Origin of the sequence: Azospirillum sp. TSO35-2, assembly GCF_003116095.1 — a bacterium.
Lineage (GTDB): Bacteria > Pseudomonadota > Alphaproteobacteria > Azospirillales > Azospirillaceae > Azospirillum.
Genome location: NZ_LGRA01000021.1, coordinates 2,850,287 through 2,872,090 on the forward strand (window position 1 = coordinate 2,850,287; position 21,804 = coordinate 2,872,090).

The following is a 21,804-nucleotide window of genomic DNA, read 5'->3' on the forward strand; positions in this document are numbered from 1 at the left end:
GCCGGCGCCCCCATCCGCGGGCAAGACGTGAACGAAGGCCCCGGCATCCCGCCGGGGCCTTCGTCATGACCAGATCAGCGTGCTGTCCGGATCAGCGTTCCGGCAGAACCAGCGGCGTCGCCGGGGCGATGGCGAAGGCGGCGGCGGTGGGATGGCGTTCCTGGATGCGTTTGCGCGCCTCGTCGGCGCTGGCGGCGGCGATGGCGTAGTGGCGGACCCCGGTCCAGGGCGCGGTGCGGTCCAGCGCTTCGACCGCGACGTACCACAGCGGACCGTCGGCACCGCGGGCGATGCGGTCGACGCAGTGAAACTCCATCGGCGCCAGGGCGGCATCGTCGGCGAGCGCGGCTTGCCGCGCCTGGATGTCGGCCTCGACCTGCGTCGATTCCTCGCGCAGGGCGGCCAGCGACTCCTCCGCCTCGGCACGGCGCAGGGCGGCCAGCTTGCCGTAGTTGGCGTAGACGTCCAGGCGTTCGTTCAACGCCGCCAGCTTGTCGTTCTGCCGCTTGGCGCGGATGCGCAGGATACGCTCGCCCAGCAGGCCGACGCCCAGGCTGACCAGGGCCACCAGGAGCCACAGGCTGTTCATCGCGCCGCAGCCTCCCGCCCGGCATCCGCGCCACCCCCCGCGCTGGCCCCGGCCACGTCGTCGGGATCCTCGCCGCCGGTGATGGTCACGCCGACGCCGTCGTGGAAGATGCTGCGGCTCAGCATCTGTGCCGCGCCGAAGTCGGTGGCCCAGACCTGCGCTTCGTTCTCGAACCGCCAGATGGCGGGATGGACCACCGCCTTGGCGTCGGGCCGGTCGAGGAATCCGGGCGCCATCGCCAGACGGAAGGTGAACTGGCTGCGGCCGGGCTCGAACCGGCCGATCTCGTGGATGAACCGGCGGGAGGTGGCGGCGCGCTTGCCGCTGCGCCGGTCCAGGATCAGCTTTTCGGTCGACAGCTCGACCAGTCTGGCCTTCAGCCGTCCGATGTCGGCCTGCATGGCCTCCAGTTCGTTGGCCTGGGCTTCCAGCGCGTCGCGCTCGGCGATCAGGGCGGCACCGGCGCGCCGGATCTCCCGCTCCGTCCGATGGATCAGGCCGCGGCGGACCGCCAGGAACAGCGGGGTGGCGGTGATGCAGAACAGCGCCAACAGGACAACCGGTGTCATACCCGCCCGCTCCGGACCTCGATGTCGGCCCCTCGATCCCTGGCCATGCTTTGGCCCGACCGACGGCTGATGAGCCGGCGCCGGCCCGTTTCAGCAAGCACCGTCAGACACATGTACCCGATTGCGCCGCAATCCGCATCACGCGGACGTGTGACCCCAGCCCTGAAAATCTGCTCTGGCCCGCCCCCGCCTCACTGGGGCTTCAGACCGACCGGGTGAGGCCGCCATCGACGCGGATGTTCTGGCCGGTGATGTATCCGGCCCCCGGCGAGGCGAGGAAGGCGACGGTCGCGGCGATCTCCTCGCTGCGCCCGTAGCGGCCCATCGGGACGCTCTGGCGGCGCTCCTCGGTCGCGGGCAGGCTGTCGATCCAGCCGGGCAGCACATTGTTCATGCGCACGTTGTCGGCCGCGTACTGGTCGGCGAAGATCTTGGTGTACGCGGCGAGGCCGGCGCGGGCGACGGCCGAGGTGGGGAACATCGCGCTCGGCTCGAACGCCCAGGCGGTGGAGATGTTGACGATCGAGCCCGACTTCTGCGTCACCATGATCGGCGCCACCAGGCGGGTGGCGCGGACCACGTTGAGGAAATAGACGTCGATGCCGCGGTGCCAGTCCTCGTCGGTGATGTCCAGGATGGGGGCGCGCGGGCCGTGGCCGGCGCTGTTGACCAGCGCGTCGACCCGGCCCCAGCGGGCCATCGTCTCGTCGACCAGACGCTTCAGGTCGTCGTTGGACTGGTTGGAGCCGGTCACGCCGATGCCGCCGAGCTCCGCCGCCAGCGCCGCGCCCTTGCCGGAGGAGGACAGGATCGCGACCTTGAACCCGTCCGCCGCGAGCCGCCGCGCCGCCGCGGCACCCATGCCACTGCCGCCCGCGGTCACAATCGCCACTTTTTCTACAGACATCCTGCGATCCTCCCGACGCCGTGAGCCGGACAAAACACTGTTGCCCAGGCTGGTTCATGCTTACGATATGGACGGCGTGTCATCGGCACAAACCAATTCAACGCCTCCGTCCCGATAGAAAATCTACTGCATGCGCGATCCGCACTCCCGGCTGCCGCCTCTGAACGCGTTGCGCGCCTTCGATGTGGCGGCGCGGCACCTGAACTTCCGCCTCGCCGCGGAGGAGATGGGGGTCACGCAGGGGGCCGTCGCGCAACAGGTGCGCAATCTGGAGGCGACGCTCGGCGTGAAAATGTTCGAGCGGCGGCCAAGATCGCTGGCGCTGACCGATGAGGGGCGGTCCTATGTCGTGCAGATCCGACGCGCCTTCGCCTTGATCGCCGACGCCACGGCCGCCGTACGCCCGGCTCCGTTGCGTCTGACCATCAGCGTCACGCCGACCTTTGCCTCGAAGTGGCTGATCCCACGGCTTCCCGACTTCACCGCCGCGCACCCCGACGTGGATCTCCGTGTGCTCGCCGCCGAAAGCCTGTCGAATTTCCAGTCCGACGGCGTCGACATCGCCGTCCGCCAAGGGAAACCGCCCGTGGCGCCGGGACTGCGGGTGGACCCGCTGTTCGAGCAGGGCGTCACGGCGGTGTGCAGCCCCAACCTGTTGGCCGGTGCGCGGCTGCCCCTGGCGCCGGACGACCTCACCCGGTTCACGCTGTTGCACGACGCGCACAACCTCTGGCCCGACTACATCGAGGCGGAGTTCCCCGGGGCTGGTCTCTCCGCCGGGAGGGGCATCCGCTTCAGCCACACCTCGCTCGCCATCGACGCGGCGGTGGCGGGCCAAGGCATCGCCCTGGTGAGCGGAGTCCTGGTCGAGCAGGAGCTTGCCGCCGGTCGGCTCGTCCGTCCGTTCCGCACGACGATCGCGGCGCCGGGGTTCTACGTCGTCATGCCGCGCAAACCGCGTCATCCCGCACCGACCCTGGCGATCCGACGCTGGCTGTTGGAAAACGGCGCCGGACAGGGAGCCTGTTCGCCGGAGTGACACCGGATCCGGAACGTTCGGACGTTTCGGATCCGGTGTCGGCGGCGGATGGCCGGGCGCCCCGGCGTCAGGACGCGCGACCGGTCACTTGCGGGCGGCGATGGCGGTCTGGGCCGCCTTCACCAGATCGGGGCCGATCTGCTTGGCCCACTTGTCGAAGACCGGCTGGGTGGCGGTCTGGAACGCCTTCTGCTGGTCCGGCGTCAGCCGCACCACCTCGACGCCCTGGGCGGCGATGTCCTTCAGCAGGCTGTCGTCGTCGGCGGTGATGCCCTTGCGGGAGATCGCCACCTCCTCGGCGGCGGCCTGGACGGCGGCGGCGCGCACCGCCTCCTGGTCTTCCTTCGACCAGCTCGCCCACACTTCCTTGTTGACGACGAAGATCAGCGGGTCGGCGACGTAGCCCCACAGCGTCAGGTTCTTCTGGCCCAGCGTCGCCAGCTTGGCGGCGACGAAGATGGTCAGCGGGTTCTCCTGGCCGTCGACGGCACCGGTCGACAGGGCGGGCTGCGCGTCGGCCCAGCTCATCTGCGTCGGGTTGGCGCCCAGCGCGCTGAAGGTGTCGAGGAACAGCGGCGAGCCGACGACGCGGATCTTCAGGCCCTTCAGATCCTCCGGCGCCCGGATCGGGTGCTTGGAGTTGGAGATGTCGCGGAAGCCGTTCTCGCCCCAGGCCAGCGGCACGACGTCCTTGGTCGCCAGCAGGTCGAACAGTTTCTTGCCGACCTCGCCCTGGGTCAGCGCGTCGATCGCCTTGTGGTCGGGCATCAGGAAGGGCAGGGAGAACAGGTTCAGTTCCTTCACCTGCGGCGACCAGTTGATGGTCGACCCCACCGCCATGTCGATCGTGCCCTGGCGCAGCGCGGTGAATTCCTTGGTCTGGTCGCCGTTGACCAGCGATGTGCCGGGGTACATCTTGATCGTGATGCGGCCGTTGGTCTTTTCCTTGACCAGTTCGGCCCAGCGGTCCCCGCCCACGCCCCAGGGGAAGGGCTTGCCCAGAACGGTGGAAAGCTTGTACTCCGCCTTGTAGTCGGCGGCGCCGGCGGCACCCGGCAGCAGGGCCGGAACCGTCAGCGCGGCCAGCGCGATGCCGGCGAGCAGAGCCTTCAACATCTTCATCCTTGTTTCCTCCCAAGCGCCCTATACGAAAGATACGGACCGGGATCGTACAGATGCACCCAGGACCATTCCACGCGCAATTTGCCCGGACCGTCCGTGGCGCGAACAATGCGGCCATGCGGCGGGTGCTTTTTGCCGGCGCTTGCGTGTGGCTTGGGCTTGGGTTTGGCCTGCCGGGCACGGCGGTCGCCCAGGGGCTGCCCAACCCGGCGGTACCGATGGGGCCGAACCCCAGCGAGTGCGAGATCCAGGCGGCGCTGCTGGGCACGACCGGGGCCGGCTGCCCGCCGATGCGGATGCAGCGTCCGGCCGCCCCGCCGCCCGCGCAGGCGCCGGCGGCCAAGCCCGGTCCGGTGACGGTGCCGCCGCTGCCCGGACCGTCCGCGGTGCCGGTGCCGGAACTGCGCGCCGCCTTCCGGGTGGAGTTCGATTTCGGCTCGGCCGTCATCCGTCCCGAATCGCGGGTGATCCTGGACCGGGTGGCGGCGGTGATGAGCAACCCGGCGGCGGGGGCCACGCGCTTCCGCATCGTCGGCCACACCGACGTGGTCGGCGGCGACGCGGTCAACCGCGTCCTGTCGGAACGCCGGGCCAGGGCGGTGGTCGAGTATCTGGTGTCGCGCCACCACATCCGCCGCGACCGGCTGGAGGCGTCGGGCATGGGGGCGCGCGAGCTTCTGCTGCCCGACCAGCCCAAGGCGGCGGCCAACCGGCGGGTGGAGATCGTCAATCTGGGAGAATGACGTTCGGCGGGGGCGACGGGAACCTTCGGCGCCGCCATCTGTTGCGACCACGCTGCGGATCCGTCCGTGCGCCGCCGGCCCTCCGCCAGCCCCGTCCAGGAGAGTTCCCAGGAGACCCGATGACCGACTTTACCCCCGTGCCGATCGAAAGCCACCGCATCGCCGATGACGAGGTCGGCAAGCCGGCGCTGTTCGGCACCGTGCTGTCCGGCCAGCCGCTGGAAATCCACCGGGACCTCTACCAGGGCGATCACGGCCGCTTCAAATCCGGGATCTGGCAATGCACCCCCGGCACGGTGGCGATGAAGGACTGGCCGTACGAGGAGTTCTGCGTGCTGCTGTCCGGCCGCGTCATCATCACGCCGCAGGGGGGAACCCCGCGCGAATACAAGGCCGGCGACGCGCTGGTCCTGCCGATGGGCTTCACCGGCACCTGGGAGATCATCGAGACGGTGCGCAAGTACTTCGCGGTGCAGAAGCGGCAGTCGCTGCTGCGGCAGGCGAAGGCGCGGGCGACGGGCTGGCTGCGGTCGCGGCGGCCCGGTGCCGGAAAGACGGGCGCCGGGCAGGCCGGGGGCGCGCAGCCCGGCACCGCGTTCTGAACGCCTCGCCATCCGCCGGACGCCCGTGTTAGGGTCCGCGCCGTCGTCGTCCGTCCATGCCCGGCATGGCGCGTCGGCGGCCTTCACGACCCTGACACCGGTGCTGCCCCCATGACCCAGGCCCTGACCCAGGCCCCGCTGACCCTGTCCGAGATCGCCGCCGCCCTTGGCGCCCAGGTCGAAGGCGACGGTTCCCTCGTGATCCGGCGCGCCGTCCACCCGTCCGAGGCGACGGGCCCCGGGGATCTGGCGCTCGCCATGGACAAGGAGCTGTTGGCGCTGCTGCCCGGCAGCAAGGCGGTCGCCGCCGTGGTCGCCGAAGGGGCCGAGGTGCCGGAGGGGATCGCGGGCCGCGTCGTGGTGAAGCGCCCGCGCTACGCCATGGCCGGGATGCTCGACCTGTTCGAGCGGCCGGTCCACGCCGAACCGGGGGTGTCGCCGCAGGCCTACGTCGCGCCCGACGCGGTGGTGGCGCCGGACGCCTCCATCGCCCCCTTCGCCTACATCGGGCCGCGCGCCCGCGTCGGCGCCGGCGCCATCGTGCTGCCGCACGTCACGGTGGGCGCCGACGCGGTGATCGGCGACGGCTGCCTGCTGCACCCCGGCGCCCGCATCGGCGAGCGGGTGGAGATGGGCGCCCGCTGCATCATCCATCCCAACGCCGCCATCGGCAACGACGGCTTCAGCTTCGTCACGCCGGAGCCGGGCAGCGTCGAATCGGCCAAGACCACCGGCCGCGTCGTCGGCACCAACGTGCTGCTGCGCCGGGTGAACTCCATCGGCACGGTGATCCTGGGCGACGACGTCGAGATCGGCGCCGGCGCCACCATCGACCGCGGCACCGTCACCGCGACCCGCGTCGGCAACGGCACCAAGATCGACAACCTGGTCCAGATCGGCCACAACGTGCAGATCGGCACCAACTGCATGCTGTGCGGCCATGTCGGCGTCGCCGGCAGCACGGTGATCGGCGACCGCGTGGTGCTGGCCGGCAAGGTCGGCGTCGCCGACCATGTCAAGATCGGCAGCGACGCGGTGGTCGCCGCCAATTCCGGCGTCGGCACCGACATCCCGGCCAAGGCGGTCTACATGGGCTATCCCGCCGTCCCGCGCAGCCGCGCCTTCGAACAGTACAAGGGCCTCGCCCGCCTGAAGCGCCTGTTCACCGACGTCGCCGACCTGAAGGCGCGCCTGCGCGCGCTGGACGGCGGCGGTGCGCCGAAGGTCGAGGCGGAGGCGGAGCAGCAGGAGTAAGGCGCGGCCCCCGCTGTCCCCATCCTGACCCTCCCCCGCTGGGGGCACGTGTTTTCCACTCGAACCATTGTCGTCCCATGACCTCCGGCCAGAATCCAACCCGCGACATGATCCTCGGCGGCCCCGCCGTCATCCTGGTGCAGCCGCAGCTTGGCGAGAACATCGGCGCCTGCGCGCGGGCGATGCTGAATTGCGGGCTGACCGACCTGCGCCTCGTCAAGCCGCGCGACGGCTGGCCGAACGAGAAGGCGACCGCCGCGGCGTCGGGCGCCGATCTGGTGATCGACAACGTCCGCCTGTTCGACACCACGGCCGAGGCGGTGGCCGACCTGGAGGCGGTCTACGCCACCACGGTGCGCACCCGCGACATGATCCAGCGCTTCGTCACCCCGCGCGTCGCGGCGGGGGAGATGCGCGAGCGCCACGCCGCCGGCCAGCGCATCGGCGTGATGTTCGGGCCGGAGCGCACCGGCCTGTTCAACGACGACCTGACGCTGGCGCAGACGCTGGTCACCGTGCCGCTGAACCCGGCCTTCTCGTCGTTGAACCTGGCGCAGGCGGTGCTGCTGATCGGCTACGAGTGGTTCCAGACCGGCGACCGCACCCCCGACAGCTTCCTGCACACCGGCGCGACCCGTCCGGCGACCAAGGCCGAGCTGGTGAACTTCTTCGACCGGCTGGAAGGCGCGCTGGACCGAACCGGCTTCTTCACCAGCCCGGAAAAGCGCCCGTCGATGGTCCGCACCCTGCGCAACGCGCTGGAGCGGATGGAGATGACCGAGCAGGAGGTCCGCACCTTCCACGGCGTCGTCGCCGCGCTGACCTCGGTCAAGCAGCCTGGGACCAAGCAGCCGGCCGCCAAGCGGAAAGGCGAGAGTTAAACCGCGACCGCGGCTATAGTGGGCGTCCATGGACTATGCGTTGCAGAACATGGACGCCCCCGACCGCTATGTTTCCTTCAAGGGCATCGACTGCGAGGGCAACAGCCGCCGGATCATCGAACGGCTGTATACGCACATCGACGATCCCGCCAAGACCAACGCCTTCCGGGAGCGCTTCCGCGCCAAGCTGGCGGTCGCCGACGACCCGCTGAAGCGGCAGGCCGACGGGCTGTGCCTGCTCTGCTCCAACATCTGTTACATCGCCGACCTGTTCGAGGAGCACGACGACGAGGACGGGCTGGCGATGCTGCGCCGGCTGGAGGACGAGTGCTGCTGCCGCCTCACGGCTTGCCGGCTTCCGGCGCGCCGCCGGCCGGGTCCTTCTCCGCCGGTTCCTTGTCCGCCGGATCCGCCGCGGCGTAGGCGACCCGCCAGACCGAGCCGCTGTCCTCGGCGATCAGCAGGCTGCCGTCCCTGGCCACGGCAAGGCCGCTCGGCCGGCCCCACACCCGCGGGCTGTCGTCCTTGCCGGCCCCGGCCCCGGAATCAGCCGTCACGCGGAAGCCGGTGACGAAGGTCTCGTAGGTGCCGGTCGGTCGGCCCTGGTCGAAGGGGACGAAGGCGACGGCGTAGCCGGTCGGCTTCGACCGGTTCCACGACCCGTGCAGCGCGACGAAGGCGCCCTGGCGGAAGCGCATCGGAAAGCGTGTCGCGTCGCCGAAGACGAGGCCCAGCGGGGCGGAGTGCGCCTGGAACAGCAGGTTGGGCGTCAGCGCCGCCTCGACCAGGTCCGGCCGCTTGCCGGCGAGGTCCGGCTGCGGGTGCGACCCGATGTAGGAGTAGGGCCAGCCGTAGAAGCCGCCCTCCTTCACCCGCGTCAGGTAATCGGGGACCAGCTGGTCGCCCAACCCGTCGCGCTCGTTCACCACGGTGTAGAGGTCGTTGGTCCCCGGCTTGAAGACGAGCCCGACCGGGTTGCGCAGGCCGGCGGCGAAGGTGCGCTGGCCGCTGCCGTCGATGCGGAATTCCTGGATGGTGGCGCGCGGTTCCGGCTCAACCCCGATGTTCCCCTCCGACCCGATGCCGACGTAGAAATGCCGGCCGTCCGGCGCCACCGCGATGGTCCGCGTGTTGTGGCCGCCGCGCTTGCCGAACGCGCCCGCCGCGGTGATGCGGCGGCGCTCCCCGGGCCGGTCGGCCCCCTCGCTCCAGGGCAGGCGCCACACGCCGGTCAGATCGCCGACCAGCACCGCCCCGTCGTGGAAGGCGAGGCCGAAGGGGTGGTCGAAGCCGCTCGCCCACTCCAGCGCCACCTCCGCCTTGCCGTCGCCGTCGGCGTCGCGCAGCAGGGTCAGGCTGCCCGGCCGCTGCTGCGCCACCAGCACGTCGCCGTTGGGCAGGACCAGCAGGTTGCGGGCGTTGTCGACCTTGTCCCGGAACAGCGTGGCGGTGAAGCCGCGCGGCACCCGCAGCGGCTGGCCGGCCGGCCGCGGCGCCGGTTCCGACAGGTTGGCGACCGCCGGGGTGTCGTAGGGCTTGGGCAGCGCCTCCATCCGGACATGGACCTCCGCCCCCACCGTCTGCATCGGGTCGGTCCTGACCGGGCCGGAGGCGGCGGACTGCGCCGCGACCGGACCGGCGGCGAACATGGCGACGAACAGAAGCCGGGCGGTCAGAGCCGGGGCAGCCGGCACCCGGAGGGCTAGCGGGGCGGCACGGCGGTCGGGCATCGGTCGGGCACTCCCAGGGGCAGGGACGGCGGCGGAACAGGGGGGAAGCGGGGCCGGGGGCGGATCGGTCCTGTGCTGCGATGTGGCCCGGCCGGCGCGTGGTGCAAGGGGATGCGCACAGGAGACGGGCGGAACAAGAGAGGCTGCACAACAGGGGGCGTCCACACGCGCCGGACGCGTCCGGCCGGGACGCCCGTTGTCGCCGTTGCGCGCATCAAGCCGCTTGCGGTCGCCGCGCGCAGAAGCCCATACTCCGCGCGAAAGTGGCGCGGCCGGGGGGCCGGCACGCGGTGATGAAGCGGCGATGACTCGGCAATGATGGACAGGACTCCGACCGACGCTGCGGCGCTGGCCCTTTCTCCCGCCCGAACCCGTCTGCTGCTGGCCGCCGCCTTTGCCCTGATCGCCCTGTTGGGCGTCGGCTTCTGGGGATTCGTGGTCTGGAGCGACCGGGTCGAAACCCTGCGCCATTCGCGGGAGCAGGCGCAGTCGGCCGCCCGCCTGCTGCAGGAGCATGTGCGGCGAACCGTCGCAACCGCCGACCTCGCCATCGGCCGCACGCTCGACCTCATCCGCCACCAGGGGCTGGAGGGGCTGGAGACCAACCGCACCGTCTGGTTGCCGATGCGCGACATGGTCGAGAACCTGCCGGAGATCGCGGCGCTGTGGGTGCACGGCCCGGAGGGCGACAGCGTGCTGAGCAGCCGGCAGTTCCCGACCCCGCACAGCAACATTGCCGACCGCGCCTATTTCCAGGTCCATCAGGCCGGCGCCGAGTTCCACGTCGGCGAGCGGATCGCCGGGCGGCTGACCGGCGCCCAGTCCTTCACCGTCAGCCGGGCCGTGCTGATCGACGGCCGGTTCCAGGGCGTGGTCCACGCCAACGTCGAACTCGACTATTACCGCCAGCTCTACGAGAGCCTCGACCTTGGGCCGGGGTCGACCATCGCGCTGTTCCGCAGCGACGGAAAGCCGGTGCTGCGCTTCCCCGCCGCCGAGCCGCTGGAGGCGCTCGACAGCCGCGAGGTGATGCGCCGCGCGGTCGATGCCTCCACCGAGACCTTCGAGGTGGCGGCGGCGGTGCCCGGCGGCCGGCGCATGGTGTCGTACCAGCGGGTGCCGACCCTGCCGCTGATCGCCTTCGTCGGCCTGTCGGAACAGGCCGAACTGGCCGACTGGCGCGAACGCACGACCCGCGGCAGCCTGCTGGTCGGGTTGGCGGTGCTGGCCTGCGCCGGGCTGGCCTACGCCGCCCTGCGCAGCCTGGAGCGCGAGGTGGTGAGCCGCCGCCGCCTGGCCGACACCAACGCCGAGCTGGACGCCAAGAAGCGCGAACTGGAAACCGCGAACGAGGCTTTCGCCACGGCGAACCGGCGGCTGAACCTGATCCTGCACTCCGCCTCCGACAGCATCTGCGGCGTCGACCGCGAGGGGCTGATCACCTTCGCCAATCCGGCGACCTCCGCCCTGACCGGCTACGCCAACGACGAGCTGCTGGGCGGCAGCCTGCACGCGCTGATCCATTCCAGGCGGGCCGACGGCTCGCATTACCCGTCGCTGGAGTGTCCGGTGACGGAGGTGCTGCTGAGCGGCGAGACCCGCCGCGGGCTGGAGGACACCTACTGGACCAAGTTCGGCCTGCCGGTCGCCGTCGAATACACCGCCTCGCCCATGCTGGGCGACGGCAAGGTCGAGGGCGCGGTCGTCGTCTTCCACGAGATCGCCGAGCGCAAGCGGGCGGAGGCGGCGATGCAGCGCGCCCGCCTCGCCGCGGAGGCCGCCAGCCGGGCGAAGAGCGAGTTCCTGGCCAACATGAGCCACGAGATCCGCACGCCGATGAACGCGATCCTCGGGCTGATCCACCTGCTCCAGCAGACCGAGCTGACCGACCGCCAGAGCGACTACGCCCAGAAGCTGCGGGTGTCGGCGCAGTCGCTGATGGGCATCCTGAACGACATCCTCGACTTCTCGAAGGTGGAGGCCGGCAAGCTTGAGCTGGAACGCGCCGATTTCCGGCTGGACGACCTGCTGCAGACGCTGGCGGTCATCGTCGGCTCGGCCGCCCAGGAAAAGGACATCGACGTCCTGTTCTCGGTGGCGCCCGACGTGCCGCTCGACCTGATCGGCGACCCGCTGCGGCTTCAGCAGATCCTGATCAACCTCGCCGGCAACGCCATCAAGTTCACCGACCAGGGCGAGGTGGTGGTGTCGGTCCGGCTGCGGTCGCAGTCCGACGACCGCGCGGTGCTGGACTTCGCGGTGCGCGACACCGGGATCGGCATCCGGCCGGAACAGCGGGAACGGCTGTTCCAGGCGTTCAGCCAGGGCGACAGCTCCACCACCCGGCGCTTCGGCGGCACCGGGCTGGGGCTGGCCATCTGCGCCCGGCTGGTCCGCCTGATGAACGGCTCGATGGACGTGGAGAGCGAGGTCGGCAAGGGCAGCGTCTTCCGCTTCCAGGTGGAGTTCGGGCGCCATGCCGGGACCGGCGGTTCCGACGCGGCGCTGCCGCCGCGGCTGGTGCCGCGCGACCTGTCGGTGCTGGTGGTGGACGACAACGCCACCGCCCGCGACGTGTTGAGCGAGATCGCCGCCGCCTTCGGCTGGTCGGTCACCGCCTGCTGCGACGGGCGGGCCGCCATCGACGAGCTGGAACGCGCCGCCGCCGGCGGCCGGTCCTACGACGTGGTGCTGATGGACTGGAAGATGCCGGGGATGGACGGCATCGAGGCGGCGCGCCGCATCCGCGCCGACGCGCGGGCCGGCACCCCGATGATCATCGTCATCAGCGGCTACGGCCGCGACCGGCTGGGCTCCCGCTTCGAAGAGGCGGGGGTCGCCGGTTTCCTGGTGAAGCCGGTCACCGCCTCGACCCTGCTGGACGCCGTCACCGTCGCCTACGCCCATGGCGGCCGGGATGCCGATCCTGCGCCGGACGCCGATGCTGCGGACGGCGCCGCCGACGGCACCCCAGACGGTCCCACCGCCGGAACGTCCACCGGTCCCGGCAACGCGCTGTGCGGCCCGGGCTGGGACAGCCGCCCGGCGCTGCACGGTCGCCGGCTGCTGCTGGCCGACGACAACGCCATCAGCCAACAGGTGGCGCGCGAAATTCTGGAGCGTGCCGGCGCCGCCGTCACCGTCGTTGCCAGCGGCCGGCAGGCGGTGGACTGCGTGCGTCTGGCCGAAACCCCCTTCGATGCGGCGCTGCTCGACGTGCAGATGCCGGATATGGACGGGTTCGAGGCGACGGCGGCGATTCGCGCCCTGGCCGGCGGGCGGCGGCTGCCGATCATCGCCATGACCGCCAGCGCGATGCCGGCCGACCGCCAGCGCTGCCTGGACAACGGCATGGACGACCATGTGCCGAAACCGCTCGACCTGCCGCAGCTGTTCGCGACGCTGGCGCGCTGGCTCGGGCCGCCGCTGGTGGCCGCGGCGGGCCGCGCCGCCCCGTGCGCACCGGCGTCGGTGCTGAAGGAGGCGGCCATGGCGGCCGGCATGGCGGGTCAGGGCCGGGACGACGTGCTGGCGGCGGCGCGGCGGCCCGACGGCTTGCCGGACACGCTGCCGGGGATCGATCTGTCGGACGCGTTGAACCGCCTGGACGGCGACGGCGGCCTGCTTCGCCGTTTCCTCGCGGAGTTCCTGGGCAGCTACGCCGACGTCGCCGAACGGATCGCCACGGCCGTGGAGGCGGACGACCTGTCGGGCGCCAAGGCGGTGGCGCACGAGTTGAAGAGCGTCGCCGGCAACCTCGGCGCCCGCCGGCTGTCGGCCGCCGCCGACGCGGTGCAGACCGCGGCCCATCTGGACGACCGGGCCGCCGCCGCCGCGCAGGTGCCGATCCTGCGGGCGGAGCTTGCCCTGGTGCTGGAGGGCGCGCGCCTCCTGGCCGGCAAGGGCGCCGAGGTTCCGGAACCGGGCGATCGGCGGCAGGACGCGGCCTCGCCGGCGGACGCCGCCGCCGATCCGGCCCGGCTGGCGGAGAGCCGGCAGGCGCTGGCCGGCACCCTGCCTCAATTCGCAATATTGTTACATGACAGCAACTTCGCAGCGGCGGAAGAGTTCGCTATGCTCGCACCGCTGTTGACGGAGTGGGTCGAGCCCTCGGTGATGAAGGGGCTGTCCACCGCCATCGACGGTTTGGATTTCACCAAGGCGCTCGGCATCGTGCAGCGGATCGCACGGGACCTGGGCCTCTCGTTACCGACGGTCTGAACCCGCCCATGGCCGACCCGCGCCCGAAGATACTGGTGGTGGACGACATCCCCTCCAACGTCCATGTGCTCAGCCGCATCCTGAAGGACGATTACGACATCTATTTCGCCACCGACGGTGAAAAGGCGCTGGAGCTGGTGCAGGCGCGGATGCCCGATCTGGTGCTGCTGGACATCATGATGCCGGGGATGGACGGCTACGAGGTGTGCAGCCGCATCAAGGCCGACGCCGCCATCCACGACATCCCGGTGATCTTCATCTCCGCCAAGAGCGAGGTGGAGGACGAGACGCGCGGGCTGGAGGTCGGGGCGATCGACTTCATCACCAAGCCGATCAGCCCGCCGATCGTGAAGGCGCGCGTGCGCAACCACCTGCTGCTGAAGCGGCAGGCCGACCTGCTGCGCAGCCTGTCCTTCCTGGACGGGCTGACCGGCATCGCCAACCGCCGCCGCTTCGACGAGGCGATGCTGCGCGAATGGCGCCGCTGCGCCCGCTCGCACCTGCCGCTGTCGCTCATCATCCTCGATGTCGACCATTTCAAGGCCTACAACGACCAGTACGGCCATCAGGCCGGCGACGAATGCCTGCGCGTGGTGGCGGAGGTGCTGTCGGAGCGGGCGCGGCGGTCGTGCGACCTCGTCGCCCGCTATGGCGGGGAGGAGTTCGTCTGCCTGCTGCCGGAAACCGATGGCCCCGGCGCCGCCCTGGTGGCGGAGGGGTTTCGCGCCGGGGTCGCCGAACGCCGCATCCCGCACGCCCAATCGCCGGTGGCGCCCTACGTCACCATCAGCCTGGGCGTCGCCACCGTGGTGCCGACCGTCGACGGCAATCCGGAGAGTTTGGCGCAGACCGCCGACCAACTGCTCTACCAGGCCAAGCGGGCCGGCCGGAACCGCGTGCAGGACGCCGCGGTCGCGGCCCTGTGACCGCCCGGCCGGCTTGAGAGGCCGAGGATGACCGGAGCGCCCGCAACACCGGCACCACCCCTCCCGCCGCAGGACGTCCGCGGCCGCGGCTTTGCCCGCCGGGCGCCGCTGCCGGACGCCTGGGCGTGGATCGACCGCCACACCGCCCCGCCGCCGCCCTGCACGCGGCCGCTGGCTGATTGCGCCGGGCTGGTGCTGGCGGAGGAGGTCGCCGCCGCGGCCGACTGGCCGGCCACCGACCGCGCCGTTATCGATGGCTACGCCGTGGCGTCGGCCGACACGCTGGGCGCCGGCTCCTACAACCCGGTGCCGCTGGCCGGCGCGGTCGCGCTGTCGGCCGGCGAGCCGATCCCGGCCGGCTGCGACGCCGTGATCGGCCACGAGGCGGTTCAGGCGTTCGGCCCGGCCGCCGGCCTGATCGTCGAGGCGGTCGACGCGGTGGCGCCCGGCAGCGGGGTGGAGCGGCGCGGCGCCTGGGCGGCTGCCGGAGCGGTGCTGCTGCCGGCCGGGCGCCGGCTGCGTCCCGCCGACCTCGGTCTGCTCGCCGCCTTTGGTCGGACGGCGTTGCGCGTCGTTCCGCCGCCGCGCGTCCGCATCCTGCTGGCCGGCGGGCCGAAGGGTGGCGGGGCGGAGATGCTGGGGGCGATGCTGGCCGCGCTGGTCGACCGCGACGGCGGCCGTGCCGATGCGCCGCTGCTGCTGCCCGCCGACCGTGCGGCGCTGGCCACGGCCTTCCGTCAGCCCGGTGCCGACCTGATCCTGTCGGTCGGCCGCACCGGCACCGGGATGGACGATGTGGCACCGCCGGCGCTGGCCGGTCTGGCCGCCCTCGGCGCCGGGCGCCTCGATGTCCACGGCATCGCCATGCGGCCGGGGGGCAGTGCCGGGCTTGGGCTGGCGGAGGGCGTGCCGGTGCTGTTGCTGCCGGGCGAGCCGATGGCGGCGCTGGCCGCTTACGAGCTGCTGGCCGGCCGCGCCGTCCGCCGGGCTGCCGGCCGGTGTGTCGGTGATCGTTCGGCGGGGTTGCCCCACGCCACCGTCGCCGCCGTCACCGGCCGCAAGCTGGTGTCGGAGATCGGCTGCGTCGATCTGCACCGGGTGCGGCTGAGCGCCGACGGCCGGGTTGAACCGGTGGGCTCGCCCGGCTGGCCCGGTCTGGCGGCGGCGGCGGCGGCCGACGGCTTCGTCCTGATCGCCGCCGACAGCGAAGGCGTGCCGGACGGCGCCCCGGTCACCATGTACCGTTTCGATCCCGCCACCGTCTGACCCGAATCGAGAAGGTTTGCCGCGTGCAGAACCCTGACCAGAGCCGTCCCGACAACCGTGAGGACATCCGCCGTTTCGTCGCCCAGGCCGCCCGCCAGGACCAGTTCCTGGAGGTGGTCAGCGGCGACGAGGCGCGCGCCCGTTTCCACCGTCACCTCGCCCTTGGCCCGTGCGGCGAGGAGAGTGTGCCGCTGGCGGCGGTGCTGGGCCGGGTGCTGGCGGCCGACGTGGTGGCGGCGGTCGACGTGCCGGGCTTCGACCGCTCGGTGGTCGACGGCTTCGCCGTGCGCGCCGCCGACACCGTGGGGGCGGCCGACGACCGCCCGGTCGAGCTGCGGCTGAACGACGAGGTGCTGGCCGCCGGTCACGCCCCGGTCCTGACGGTGGAGCCGGGGACCGCCACCGTGATCGCCACCGGCGGCATGCTGCCGCGCGGCGCCGACGCCGTGGTGATGGTGGAAACCACCGAGGCGGTCGAGCGCCCGGACGGCCTGCGCGTCGCGCTGACCCGGCCGGCGACGCCCGGCGCCTGCGTCGCCGCCGCCGGCTCCGACATCGGCCGCGGCGAGGTGGTGCTGCGGCGCGGCCAGCTTCTGACCTCGCGCGAGATCGGCGTGCTGGCCGCCATCGGGCTGGCCGAGGTCGCGGTGGTGCGCCGCCCGCGCGTCGCCATCCTGTCGACCGGCGACGAGATCGTGGCGCCCGGCCAGCCGCTGCGCACCGGCGCCGTCTATGACAGCAACGGCGCCATCCTCGCCGCCGCCGTCGCCGAGCTGGGCGGCGAGCCGGTGCCGCTGGGCATCGCCCCCGACGAGGATGCGGCGCTGGAACGGCTGGTCGCCCAGGGGCTGACCTGTGACGCCCTGCTGCTGTCGGGCGGCACCTCGAAGGGGGCGGGCGACCGCTCCCACCGGATCGTCGCGCAACTGTCCGACCCCGGCATCGTCGTCCACGGCGTGGCGCTGAAGCCGGGCAAGCCGCTGTGCCTCGCCGTCACCGCCGGCAAGCCGGTGGTGATCCTGCCGGGCTTCCCGACCTCCGCCATGTTCACCTTCCACAGCTTCGTCGCGCCGGTGATCCGCGCGCTGGCCGGGCTGCCCCCCGCCACGGCGGCGGAGGTGCCGGCCACCCTGCCGGTGCGGCTGGGGTCGGAACGCGGGCGCACCGAATACGTCATGGTCTCGCTGGTGCGCGGCGCCGGCGATGATCTGGCCGCCTATCCGCTGTCCAAGGGATCGGGCGCCGTCACCGCCTTCAGCCACGCCGACGGCTTCCTCGCCATCGACGCCCAGGCGGAGGCTGTGGACGCCGGCACCGCCGTCTCGGTCCAGCTGCTGGGCCGCGCCCTGGCCCCGGCCGACCTGATCGTGGTGGGCAGCCAGTGCATCGGCCTGAACGCCGTGCTCGGCCGGCTGATCGGCGAGGGCCTGACGGTCAAGGCGCTGAACGTCGGTTCGATGGGCGGCTTGGCGGCGGCACGGCGCGGCGAATGCGACGTGGCGCCGGTCCACCTGATGGACCCGGCGACCGGCGCCTACAACACGCCTTTCCTGGCCCCCGGTCTGGAGCTGGTCACCGGCTACCGCCGCATGCAGGGCATCGTCTTCCGCCGCGGCGACCCGCGCTTCGAAGGCCGGACGGTGGAGGAGGCGGTGGCCGCGGTCGCCGGGCTGCCCGACTGCATCCTGATCAACCGCAACGCCGGCAGCGGCACCCGCATCCTGACCGACCGGCTGCTGGGGGCGGCGCGGCCGACCGGCTATTGGACGCAGGCCAAGTCGCACAACGCCGTCGCCGTCGCCGTCGCCCAGAACCGCGCCGACTGGGGGGTGGCGATCGCCCCGGCGGCGACGCTCTACGGCCTGGGCTTCCTGCCGCTGCAGGAGGAGCATTACGACTTCGTCATCCCGACCGCCCGGCGCGACCGCCCGGCGGTGCGCCGCTTTGTCGAGGCGCTGGAGGACCCGGCGGTGGCCGAGGCCCTGCGCAAGATGGGGTTTTCGCGATAGAGTCTGAACAATTTTGTCGGTCAAACCAAACAAAACGTCGCGCCCGCGATTTTTTGTGATCCGATTTTTGTGATCCGACCGGCGACCGGTTGCGTACCGACGGTCACGATGCAACATACAGCCCGGCGGGACATCCGGGGCAGGGGGCGGGGCGTCGTAAGGTACGGTGGGCGAATTCCGGTGGTGGGACCATCCCCGGCTTGTGCGGCGACGCGTGTTCCCCTTGAATGGGGGCATGCATGACCAGCACACCCCAGCGGCCGACACGGCTCCCGGCCTGGAAGACCTGATCGTCGCCGTCGGGCGCGAGCGGGACAAACTGGCGTTCGGGGCCCTGTTCGGCCACTTCGCGCCGCGGTTGAAGACGTATCTGCGCCGGCTGGGATGCGAGTCCGGCGCCGCGGAAGAGCTTGTTCAGGAGGTCATGCTGTTGGTCTGGCGACGCGCCGAAACCTACGATCCGGTCCACGCCTCGGCCAGCACCTGGGTGTTCACCATCGCGCGCAACAAGCGGATCGACGCGCTGCGCCGCGAACAGCGGCCGGAGATCGATCCCGACGATCCTGCCCTGGTGCCGGCGGGTCTGGTGCCGGAAGCCGAGCAGGCCGCCGACCGCCGGATCGAGGTGAAGGAAAGCAGCGGCCGTCTGCGCGCGGCGCTGAAGGACCTGCCGCCCGAACAGGCCGACCTGCTGCGCATGGCCTATTTCGAGGACAAGCCGCACAGCGTGATCTCCGCCGAGCACGGCATCCCGCTCGGCACCGTGAAGTCCCGCCTGCGTCTGGCGATGGAACGCCTGCGCAAGGCGATGAGGGACGGGGCATGAGAAACGCGATTGTGCGAGATGCCGGCATGAGGGTCGCCGCATGAGCCTGCCCAGCCATCATCCGGGCGACACGCTGCTGATCGACTATGCCGGCGGCGGCCTGTGCGAAGGGGCCGCCCTGGCCGTCGCCACCCACATGGCGTTCTGCCCCGCCTGCCGCCACGCGGTCGCGGAGATGGAGGCGGTCGGCGGTGTCCTGCTCGACGATCTCGAACCGGAGGTGCTGTCGCCCGGCTGCCTGGACGCGCTGATGGCACGGCTCGACCATGAACGGCCGCCGCCCTGCCGTCCCGCCGCGCCGCCGGTCGCGTCGCGCTCGCGCTATCCGGAGCCGTTGCGCAGCTACCTGCGCGGCCGGCTCGACCGCGACGGACGGCTGGTCCCGGCCGGCTGGCGCTTCTTCCAGCCGGGCATGCGCGGCCTCGACCTGATGGCCGGTTCGGTCGGCACGACGCGGCTGATCCGCATGAAGGGCGGCGTGGCGGTGCCCCAGCACACCCACGGCGGCCTGGAACTGACCGTGGTTCTGGAAGGCGGCTTCAGCGACGAGTTCGGCGCCTTCCAGCCCGGCGACATCGCCGTCGGCGACGGCTCGCTGGAGCATCGCCCGGTGTCGGACCCGGAAGGCTGCCTCTGCCTTGCCACCACCATCGGCGGTCTGCGGCTGACCGGCCCGGTGGGGCGGTTCCTCAACCGCTTCATCTCGTTCTGAGGGGGGAGGGGGCGAATGCCCCCTCGTCGCCTCGGGGGTCGCCCCGGGGTCAGGCGGCCACGGCCACCCGGCCGTCCCGCGTGCGCATCAGCAGCCACACCGCCGACACGCCCAGCAGCTTGGACGCGAGGCTGGCGGCCCAGACCCCCGGCACCCAGATGTCGAGCATGCCGAAGAAGATCGCGGTGTCGACCGGCACCGACAGGGCGGCGCTGATCCACAGGCGGTCGCGCAGCGGACGCCGGGTGACGGTGAAGACCGCCCAGTCGATCATTTCCGACACGGCGAAGGCGGCGACGCTGGCGGTGGCGACGAACGGGTCGGTCAGCAGGTAGGACAGCACGGTGCCGCCGAGCATGGCGGCGAGCGCCCAGTGGCCGAACCGGACCTGCACCATGTCGCGCAGGACGAAGATCAGCCCGGCCCAGCAGGACCAGACGAGGTCCAGGTGCGGAAACAGGCTGAAGGCGGAGTTGATGGCAAGAATGCTGCCGATGTAGGCGGCGAGCCAGAGCATGGCGGTGATCCTCCGAAAGCGGACCCGCGGCAATACGGGCGCTGATGACCGGAGCAGCCCCCGCGTGAATGCGAGCGCCCCGAAACCGCCTTGCTATCAGATCACGCCATCCTCGTGAAGCATCGTCGTGAAGCGCGTATTGTCCCCTCTCTCCCCGGGGGGAGAGGGAGACTCACACCGGCGTCGCGTCGCTCTTCAGCAGGGCGTAGGTGTAGCTGTCGACCAGGGCTTCCATCGACGCCTCGATGATGTTGGTCGACACGCCCAGCGTCGACCATTCGGTGCCGTCGGTGCGGGCGGAGCGGATCAGCACGCGCGGCATGGCGCCGGTGCCTTCCTTGGCCGCCAGGATGCGGACGCGGTAGTCGGACAGGCTGACCTGGGCCAGCGCCGGATAGACCGGTTCCAGCGCCTTGCGCATGGCGACGTCCAGCGCGTGGACCGGGCCGTTGCCGTCCGCCACCTCCATCCGCACCGTGTCGCCGACCCGCACGCGCACCACCGCTTCGGATTCCACCACCAGCTTGCCGACCGCGTTGTAGCGGCGCTCGTCGGTGACGTGGAAGCGCAGCAGCTCGAAGAAGCGCGGCACCTCGCCCAACTCGCGGCGGACCAGCAACTCGAAGCTGGCTTCGGCGGTGTCGTAGGCGTAGCCGTCGCTGTCGCGCTGCTTCACCAGGTCGAGCAGGCTGGTCAGCCGGTCGTCCTTCGCGTCGACCGCCATGCCGATGTCGCGCAGCCGGACGATCAGGTTGGAACGGCCGGCCTGGTCGGACATGACGATCTGCCGGCGGTTGCCGACCGCGTCGGGCGCGACATGCTCGTAGGAGGACGGGTCCTTCTCCACCGCCGAGACGTGCAGCCCGCCCTTGTGGGCGAAGGCGCTGGCGCCGACATAGGGCGCGTGGCGGTTGGGGGCGCGGTTCAGCCGGTCGTCGAAACTGCGGCTGAGCTGGGTCAGCAGCGGCAGATCCTCGCGCCGGATGCCGGTCTCGAAGCCCATCTTCAGCATCAGCGTCGGGATCAGCGAGACGAGGTTGGCGTTGCCGCACCGCTCGCCCAGGCCGTTGATCGTGCCCTGGACCATGCGCACCCCGGCCCGCACCGCGGCCAGCGAGTTGGCGACCGCGTTCTCGGTGTCGTTGTGGCAATGGATGCCCAGCCGGTCGCCGGGGATGCCGTGCCGTTCCACCACCTCGCGCACGATGGCGTCGATCTCGTGCGGCAGGGTGCCGCCGTTGGTGTCGCACAGCACGATCCAGCGCGCGCCGGCGTCATAGGCCGCCTTGATGCAGGCGATGGCGTAGTCCGGGTTGCGTTTGTAGCCGTCGAAGAAATGCTCCGCGTCGAACAGCGCCTCGCCCTTGGCGGCGTGGAGCGCGGCGATGCTGTCGCGGATCAGGTCGAGATTCTCCTCGCGCGGGATGCCCAGCGCGACGTCGACGTGGAAGTCCCAGGTCTTGCCGACCATGCAGACCGCCTTGGCCCGCGACTGCGCCAGCGCGTTCAGCTGCGGGTCGTTGGCGGCGCTGCGGCCGGGGCGGCGGGTCATGCCGAAGGCGGTGAAGGTGGCCCGGGTCAGTTCCGGCGCCTCGGCGAAGAACTGGTCGTCGGTCGGGTTGGCGCCCGGCCAGCCGCCCTCGACATAGTCGATGCCGATGCGGTCGAGATCCTGGGCAATCGCGATCTTGTCGGCGACCGAGAAATCCACGTCCTGGGTCTGCGCCCCGTCGCGCAGCGTGGTGTCGTACAGATGGATGCGTTCGCCCGTCATCGCCGCCTGACCTGAAGAATGCGGAGCCGTGCCACCCCGCGGAAAGCCGGGAGAATGGACGATGCGGCGCCGCCGCTCAACCGTTTTGACAAGGGCGCAGGGGGTGTTCCGACAAGA

The 21,804-nt window shown here is 71.5% G+C and carries 18 protein-coding genes and 1 pseudogene; 12 read left to right on the plus strand and 7 right to left on the minus strand.

The genetic code is table 11. The features are described from left to right. Positions 1 to 91 precede the first annotated feature (91 nt). The 3 genes from TSO352_RS28915 to TSO352_RS28925 all read right to left on the minus strand — a co-directional run bounded on the left by TSO352_RS28915 (position 92) and on the right by TSO352_RS28925 (position 2,065). A complete protein-coding gene (locus TSO352_RS28915) occupies positions 92 to 589 on the minus strand; it encodes a hypothetical protein (protein ID WP_109110499.1) in 498 nt (165 codons plus the stop codon). Further along, a complete protein-coding gene (locus tag TSO352_RS28920; RefSeq protein ID WP_109110500.1) occupies positions 586 to 1,158 on the minus strand; it encodes a hypothetical protein in 573 nt (190 codons plus the stop codon). Before TSO352_RS28920 ends, TSO352_RS28915 begins: the two co-directional genes overlap by 4 nt. A gap of 202 nt (positions 1,159 to 1,360) precedes the next feature. After that, positions 1,361 to 2,065 carry an SDR family oxidoreductase gene (locus TSO352_RS28925; RefSeq protein WP_109110501.1) on the minus strand — a complete coding sequence of 235 codons (705 nt, stop codon included), beginning with the start codon at positions 2,063 to 2,065 and terminating at the stop codon, positions 1,361 to 1,363. A gap of 130 nt (positions 2,066 to 2,195) precedes the next feature. Here TSO352_RS28925 and gcvA point away from each other — a divergent pair, with 130 nt between their 5' ends. Further along, positions 2,196 to 3,104: a transcriptional regulator GcvA gene (gene gcvA / locus TSO352_RS28930; protein ID WP_109110502.1), complete on the plus strand. Its 909-nt coding sequence runs from the start codon at positions 2,196 to 2,198 to the stop codon at positions 3,102 to 3,104. Positions 3,105 to 3,188: 84 nt separating this feature from the next. On the opposite strand, the gene TSO352_RS28935 is transcribed toward gcvA, so the two are convergent. Next, complete coding sequence (locus TSO352_RS28935) at positions 3,189 to 4,226, minus strand: DctP family TRAP transporter solute-binding subunit (RefSeq protein ID WP_109110503.1); 1,038 nt, start codon at positions 4,224 to 4,226, stop codon at positions 3,189 to 3,191. Between the two features lie 116 nt (positions 4,227 to 4,342). On the opposite strand from TSO352_RS28935, the gene TSO352_RS28940 reads away from it, so the two are divergent. From TSO352_RS28940 to cowN, 5 genes and pseudogenes are all read left to right on the plus strand, one after another. Then, a complete protein-coding gene (locus TSO352_RS28940; protein ID WP_247872490.1) occupies positions 4,343 to 4,969 on the plus strand; it encodes an OmpA family protein in 627 nt (208 codons plus the stop codon). A 119-nt stretch (positions 4,970 to 5,088) separates the two neighbouring features. Further along, the gene (locus tag TSO352_RS28945) at positions 5,089 to 5,571 is read left to right on the plus strand and encodes a cupin domain-containing protein (RefSeq protein ID WP_109110505.1); all 483 of its coding nucleotides are present in this window, start codon (positions 5,089 to 5,091) and stop codon (positions 5,569 to 5,571) included. 111 nt (positions 5,572 to 5,682) lie between these two features. Then, a complete protein-coding gene (locus TSO352_RS28950) occupies positions 5,683 to 6,825 on the plus strand; it encodes a UDP-3-O-(3-hydroxymyristoyl)glucosamine N-acyltransferase (RefSeq protein WP_109110506.1) in 1,143 nt (380 codons plus the stop codon). Between the two features lie 77 nt (positions 6,826 to 6,902). After that, positions 6,903 to 7,706 (plus strand): RNA methyltransferase, encoded by an 804-nt coding sequence (locus tag TSO352_RS28955; protein ID WP_109110507.1) that lies wholly within the window; start codon positions 6,903 to 6,905, stop codon positions 7,704 to 7,706. Between the two features lie 40 nt (positions 7,707 to 7,746). Continuing rightward, positions 7,747 to 8,040, plus strand: a pseudogene (gene cowN, locus TSO352_RS28960) (N(2)-fixation sustaining protein CowN); the annotation flags it as partial. A gap of 7 nt (positions 8,041 to 8,047) precedes the next feature. Here the strand turns inward: cowN and TSO352_RS28965 are convergent. Beyond that, entirely contained in the window at positions 8,048 to 9,436 is a 1,389-nt protein-coding gene (locus TSO352_RS28965; protein ID WP_109110508.1) for a PQQ-dependent sugar dehydrogenase, read from the minus strand. Positions 9,437 to 9,751: 315 nt separating this feature from the next. On the opposite strand from TSO352_RS28965, the gene TSO352_RS34335 reads away from it, so the two are divergent. From TSO352_RS34335 to TSO352_RS28995, 6 genes are all read left to right on the plus strand, one after another. Continuing rightward, a complete protein-coding gene (locus TSO352_RS34335) occupies positions 9,752 to 13,657 on the plus strand; it encodes a response regulator (protein ID WP_109110509.1) in 3,906 nt (1,301 codons plus the stop codon). Positions 13,658 to 13,665: 8 nt separating this feature from the next. Beyond that, entirely contained in the window at positions 13,666 to 14,583 is a 918-nt protein-coding gene (locus tag TSO352_RS28975) for a PleD family two-component system response regulator (RefSeq protein ID WP_109110510.1), read from the plus strand. Between the two features lie 27 nt (positions 14,584 to 14,610). Then, the gene (locus TSO352_RS28980) at positions 14,611 to 15,849 is read left to right on the plus strand and encodes a molybdopterin-binding protein (RefSeq protein WP_109110511.1); all 1,239 of its coding nucleotides are present in this window, start codon (positions 14,611 to 14,613) and stop codon (positions 15,847 to 15,849) included. A gap of 23 nt (positions 15,850 to 15,872) precedes the next feature. Beyond that, on the plus strand, positions 15,873 to 17,858 hold the full coding sequence (locus tag TSO352_RS28985) for a molybdopterin biosynthesis protein (RefSeq protein WP_247872491.1): 1,986 nt from the start codon (positions 15,873 to 15,875) through the stop codon (positions 17,856 to 17,858). A gap of 235 nt (positions 17,859 to 18,093) precedes the next feature. Further along, a complete protein-coding gene (locus TSO352_RS28990) occupies positions 18,094 to 18,684 on the plus strand; it encodes a sigma-70 family RNA polymerase sigma factor (RefSeq protein WP_109110512.1) in 591 nt (196 codons plus the stop codon). Between the two features lie 40 nt (positions 18,685 to 18,724). Beyond that, positions 18,725 to 19,396: a ChrR family anti-sigma-E factor gene (locus TSO352_RS28995; RefSeq protein WP_109110513.1), complete on the plus strand. Its 672-nt coding sequence runs from the start codon at positions 18,725 to 18,727 to the stop codon at positions 19,394 to 19,396. Positions 19,397 to 19,445: 49 nt separating this feature from the next. On the opposite strand, the gene TSO352_RS29000 is transcribed toward TSO352_RS28995, so the two are convergent. Further along, positions 19,446 to 19,913, minus strand: a complete 468-nt coding sequence (locus TSO352_RS29000) for a preQ0 transporter (RefSeq protein ID WP_109110514.1) — start codon at positions 19,911 to 19,913, stop codon at positions 19,446 to 19,448. 172 nt (positions 19,914 to 20,085) lie between these two features. After that, positions 20,086 to 21,687, minus strand: a complete 1,602-nt coding sequence (cimA, locus tag TSO352_RS29005; RefSeq protein ID WP_109110515.1) for a citramalate synthase — start codon at positions 21,685 to 21,687, stop codon at positions 20,086 to 20,088. Positions 21,688 to 21,804 lie beyond the last annotated feature (117 nt).